5 protein-coding genes are annotated in these 5,505 nt (G+C 72.6%); all 5 read right to left on the bottom strand.

What is annotated here, in order from left to right; translation table 11 throughout:
- The coding region (locus WA805_RS17405; RefSeq protein WP_425242857.1) for a biotin carboxylase N-terminal domain-containing protein at positions 1–437 on the bottom strand (437 nt) is incomplete at its 3' end.
- Between the two features lie 7 nt (positions 438–444).
- Positions 445–2,064 (bottom strand): acyl-CoA carboxylase subunit beta, encoded by a 1,620-nt coding sequence (locus WA805_RS17400; protein ID WP_422338907.1) that lies wholly within the window; start codon positions 2,062–2,064, stop codon positions 445–447.
- Positions 2,061–3,776: an acyclic terpene utilization AtuA family protein gene (locus WA805_RS17395; RefSeq protein ID WP_425242856.1), complete on the bottom strand. Its 1,716-nt coding sequence runs from the start codon at positions 3,774–3,776 to the stop codon at positions 2,061–2,063. Before WA805_RS17395 ends, WA805_RS17400 begins: the two co-directional genes overlap by 4 nt.
- A 35-nt stretch (positions 3,777–3,811) precedes the next feature.
- Positions 3,812–4,426, bottom strand: coding sequence for a TetR/AcrR family transcriptional regulator (locus WA805_RS17390; RefSeq protein WP_422285832.1), 615 nt, complete (start codon positions 4,424–4,426; stop codon positions 3,812–3,814).
- The coding region (locus tag WA805_RS17385; RefSeq protein WP_425242855.1) for a class I adenylate-forming enzyme family protein at positions 4,423–5,505 on the bottom strand (1,083 nt) is incomplete at its 5' end. The genes WA805_RS17390 and WA805_RS17385, both read right to left, overlap by 4 nt.

The raw sequence follows: 5,505 nt of genomic DNA, 5'->3' as shown, positions 1-5,505 counted from the left end.
CCCGCCGCGACCGCGGCCGGGTCCAGCGCGGCCAGCACCGGCACCCCGGCGGCCGCGGCCAGCCGCTTGGACTCGACCTTGTCGCCCATCGCCGCGATGGCCTCGGGGGAAGGGCCGATCCAGGTGAGGCCCGCGTCCACCACGGCTCGCGCGAAGCCGGCGTTCTCCGACAGGAAGCCGTACCCCGGATGGACGGCGTCCGCGCGGGCCCGCAGCGCCGCGTCGACGAGCTTGTCGCCGCGCAGGTAGGTGTCCGTGGCGGTGCTGCCTGGCAGCCGGACCGCGGCGTCCGCTTCCCGCACGTGCGGGGCATCGAGATCGGGATCGGAGCACACGGCCACGGCCGACAGCCCCAGCCGGTGGCAGGTGGCCACGACACGGCGCGCGATCTCGCCGCGGTTGGCGACGAGCACCCGGGTCACGCGGTGATCGGTCATCGGCGCATCACATCCGGAAGACGCCGAAGCCGCCGGAAGCGCGCCCTGCTCCGGGGGAGTTGGCCTCGGGGGCATTAGCGATGACCGACAGGGCCAGGCCCAGGACGGTGCGCGTGTCGCGCGGGTCGATGATGCCGTCGTCGTAGATCCGGCCGGACAGGAACGTGGGCAGTGACTCGGCGTCGATCTGCCGCTCGACCGCCACCCGCATCGCCGCGTCCGCGTCCTCGTCGAACGGGCGCCCGGCCGCTGCGGCGGCAGCGCGGGACACGATCGAGAGCACGCCCGCGAGCTGCTGCCCGCCCATGACCGCCGATCGCGCCGACGGCCAGGCGAACAGGAATCTCGGGTCGAAGGCCCGCCCGCACATGCCGTAGTGCCCGGCGCCGTAGGAGGCGCCCATGAGCACCGACAGGTGCGGGACCGACGAGTTCGCCACCGCGTTGATCATCAGGGCGCCGTGCTTGATGATGCCCCCCTGCTCGTACTCGGTGCCGACCATGTACCCGGTCGTGTTGTGCAAGAAGACCAGCGGCGTGCGGGCGGAGTTCGCGAGCTGGATGAACTGTGCCGCCTTCTGCGACTCGGCGGAGAAGAGCACGCCGCGGGCGTTGGCGAGCACGCCGATCGGATAGCCGTGCAGCCGGGCCCAGCCGGTGACCAGGCTCGTGCCGTACAGCGGCTTGAACTCATCGAAATCGCTGTCATCGACCACCCGGGCGAGCACCTCGCGCGGATCGAACGGCTGCTTCAGGTCGGCCGGCACGATCCCGAGAAGCTCGTCCTCGGCGAACCGCGGCGGCAGCGGAGCGGGATGGGGCACCGCGCCGGCCTTGCGGTGGTTGAGCCGCGCCACGATCCGGCGGCCGAGGCGGACCGCGTCGGTCTCGTCGGTCGCGTAATAATCCGCCAGTCCCGAGACGCGGGCATGCATGTCCGCGCCGCCCAGCGATTCGTCGTCCGCGATCTCACCCGTCGCCATCTTCACGAGCGGGGGCCCGGCGAGGAACACCTTGGCACGCTCGCGGACCATGACGACGTGGTCGCTCATCCCTGGCACGTAGGCGCCGCCGGCGGTGGAGGTGCCGAACACGAGCGCGATCGTGGGGATGCCCGCGGCCGACAGCCGGGTCAGGTCGCGGAAGAGCCGCCCTCCAGGGATGAAGATGTCCTTCTGGCTCGGCAGGTCCGCGCCGCCCGATTCCACCAGCGAGATCAGCGGCAGCCGGTTCTCTCGCGCGATGTCGTTGGCGCGGAAGACCTTCCTGATCGTCCAGGGGTTGCTCGCGCCGCCGCGGACGGTGGGGTCGTTCGCCACGATCACGCACTCGACGCCCTCGATGACGCCGATGCCGGTGACCACGCTGCCGCCCAGCGGGTACTCGGTGCCCCACGCCGCCAGCGGAGACAGCTCGAGGAACGGCGCGTCGCGGTCGAGCAGCAGCTCGATCCGTTCTCGCGGCAGCAGCTTGCCACGGGAGCGGTGACGGGCCACGGCCCTGGCGCCGCCCGCCTCGGGCAGCTTGGCGTATTCGGCGTCGAGCCCGGCGAGCGCCGCCAGCATGGCGTCCCTGTTGGCCGCCGCGTCGGCGGACGCCGGGTCGAAGGCCGAGCGCAGCACCGTCATAGCAGCGACTCCGGGATGTCCGTGAACCGGGAGCGCAGCTGCTCACCCAGGGCCTTGGCCTGCGGGTCGAACCGCGCGTTGTAGGCGACACCCTCGCCGAGCAGGCCGCGGACGAGCACGTTGACCGCGCGCAGGTTCGGCAGGACGTGCCGTTCCAGGTCCAGGCCGGCGGTCTCGGGCAGCAGCGCGCGCACCCGCTCCACGGTGAGGAAGTGGGCCAGCCACGGCCACGCGCGGTCGTCCTCCACCCAGACGCCGAGGTTCGCGTCGCCGCCCTTGTCCCCGCTGCGCGCGCCCGCCACCCGGCCCAGCGGCACCCGGCGGGAGTCACCACGGGCCCGTTCTGAATCAGGGAACTGCGGCTCAGGCACGGACGCGAGCGCCCGCGCGGCGGGTACCGCGAGCGGCGAGTGGGAGACCTCGATCCGGCTGCCATCCGGCAGGACCGCGACGTGCGGCACCAGGTACGCGGGCACGGGCGCCGACCGGAACACGCCGTACGGCGAGGCGGCACCCGGCGGGGCGGTGAGGTGGAACCCGGGATAGCTCCCCAGGGCCAGGTGCACCGCGCTGTCGGAGAAGCGCCTGCCGACGGCGCCGGCGTCCTTTCCCCGCGCGACGCAGTGCAGCAGCGCGCTCGCCGTCTCCGTCGTCTCGGCGTCCGGATGGTCGGTGCGGGCGAGGGTCCACGTCGTGCCGTCAGGGACCGCGGCGGAAAGCTGCTGCCGCACCAGCTCGGCCTTCGCCTCGATGTCCAGGCCGGTGAGGACGAACGTGACCTCGTTGCGGTAACCGCCGAGCGCGGCGATCCCGACCTTGAGCGTGTCCGGTGGTGGCTCGCCCCGGACGCCGCTGATCCGCACCCGGTCCGCGCCGTCCTGGGTGAGCTGGACCGAATCCAGCCGGAGCACCGCGTCGGGCCCGGCGTAGCGGGCGCCGCCGACCTCGTACAGCAGCTGCGCGGTGACCGTGCCGACGGTCACCGCGCCGCCGGTTCCCGCCGGCTTGGTGATCACGGAGGAGCCGTCGGCGCTGACCTCGGCGACGGGGAACCCCGGGTGGCGCAGGTCGGCGATGGTGGTGAAGAAGGCGTAGTTGCCGCCGGTCGCCTGGGTGCCGCACTCGATGACGTGCCCGGCGGCCATGGCGCCGGCGATCGCGTCAAGGTCGCCATACGACCAGCCGAACCAGGCCGCGGCCGAGCCCACGACGAGAGAGGCGTCGGTGACCCGGCCGGTCACGACGACGTCCGCGCCCGCCCGCAGGCACTCCGCGATCCCGAATGCGCCGAGATAGGCGTTGGCGGCCAGCGGTTCACCCAGGCCCAGCTCGCCGGCCCGGCTCGTCAGGTCATCTCCTTCGACATGCGCCACGCGCACCGGCAGGCCAAGGCGCTCGCTCAGCTCGCGGAGCCGTCCGGCGAGGCCGCCGGGATTGAGCCCGCCGGCGTTGACGACCAGCCGCACTCCGCGCTGCGCCGCCAGCCCGACGCAGTCCTCGAACTGGGCGGCGAACGTCCGGGCATAGCCGAGCGACGGGTCCCTGGCCTTGTCGCGCGCCAGGATCAGCATCGTCAGCTCGGCGAGGTAATCGCCGGTGACGATGTCGACGTCCCCGGCCTCCAGCAGCTCGCGGAAGGCCGCGGGCCGGTCTCCGTAGAACCCGGAGGCGTTCCCGATGCGCACGACCTGCCCGGGCGTCGATCCGGTCATGCCGGTCCCGTCGGTCCCATCGGCCCAGTATGCGGCTAGCCCGGTTCGGCCCGCCAGTAGACGGCCTTCTGCCAGATGGTGGCCACCGCGTCCAGCGCGCGCTCGTCGTCGAACGGGACGTCCTTCTCGCCGCCCTGGCCCAGCCAGATGTAGCAGAAGTGCTCAAGCATGGCCGACAGGGCCGAGGCCGTCATGACCGGATCGACGCCGGGGCAGTAGCCGTGTGCCTGCGCCGCGCGGACTTCGCCGGCGATGCGGCTGATCGCCTCGCCGCGCAGTTCGAGCCACCGGTCCCGGAACCGCCCCTCGACCATGGCCGCCTGGAAGATGCCGATCAGCTCACCGCGCCGCTTGGCGTAGGTGCGCCAGAAGCCGGCGACCGCCTCCCGCAGCGCTTCCGGCCGGGCAAGGCCGGCCTGGAAAGGCAGGGCCGCCAGCGAGGTGGCTTCGGCGTGGAACTCCTCGGCCAGCGCGATGAGCAGGTCCGCCTTCGTGTCGTAGTAGTTGTAGAAGGATGCCGGGGACCGGCCGGCTGCCTCGGCGATGTCGCTGATCTTGGCGTTGAGGTAACCGTCGCGCGCGAACACCAGCCGGGCGGCGTCCTTGAAGGCCTCGTCGGTGGCCCGTCCCTTGCTGGTCGTCGCGGTCACGAGACGCGCCTGTCCCGCCCGGCCCAGTACGGTTCACGCAGCGCCGCGCGCGTCACCTTGCCTGTCGCGTTGCGCGGCAGTTCTGGCACCACGGTGACGCCGGTGGGGCACTTGAACCCGGCGAGCCGTTCGCGGGCCCAGCTCAGCAGTTCGCCAGTGTCGAAGCCCGGCGCGGCGACCACGACCGCGTGCACGGTCTCACCCCACGTGTCGTCGGGAATGCCGATGACGGCGATGTCGGCGACGGCGGGGTGCTGGGCGAGGACCGCTTCGACCTCGGCGGGGAACACGTTCTCCCCGCCGGTGATCACGACGTCGTTGAGCCGGTCGACGATCGTGATGTAGCCGTCGCCGTCGATGATCCCGCCGTCGCCGGTGCGGTAGAAGCCGTCCGGCGTGAGCGTCCGGGCGGTCGCCTCGGGGTTGTTCCAGTAGCCGGGCAACGGCGCCGCCCCGCGCACCTGGATCTCGCTCTGTTCCCCGAGGCGCACTTCCCAGCCGAGCGAAGGACGGCCGGCCGTGGCCAGGCGCCCGCGCGCTGGATCGTGATCCCGCGGCGACAGCGAGCTTATCGGCAGCGGGCCGGTCTCCGTGCTCGCGTAGTTCTGCCGGAACCGGCAGCCCAGGACGGCGACGGCCCGCTCGAGCAGGTCGGGCCGGATCGGCGAGGCACCGTAGACGACCTCGACCAGATCCGGCAGGTCCGGCGGCTCGGCGCGGGAACTCACCTCGCTCGTCACGGCCTGGATCAGCGTCGGAACGAGCTGGGTCAGCTGAATGCGGCGGCCGGATAGCTCGTCGACGAACCCGGCCGGGCTGAAACTGCCCAGGACATGCAGGTGTCCGCCGGTGAACATCGCATAGCAGAGGTTCGCCAGGCCCGCGACGTGGAACAGCGGCAGCGCGCTCAGATGCCGGGCTCCTGGCGCCGCCTCCGGCACCTCGAGGCTCATGAACGCGGCCGCGGTGACGAGCTGGTCATGGGTCAGCGGCACGAGCTTGGGCCGCCCGGTCGTGCCGCTGGTATGCAGCAAGATGGCGGGCTCGGACCCGCGCAGCCGGGCGGCCGGGCGCTGCGG

It is taken from the genome of Trebonia sp. (assembly GCF_049794275.1).
In the GTDB taxonomy this organism is placed as follows: Bacteria; Actinomycetota; Actinomycetes; order Streptosporangiales; family Streptosporangiaceae; genus Trebonia.
Note: the sequence above shows the minus strand (reverse complement) of the source record. Positions and strands in the feature narration are given on the sequence as shown.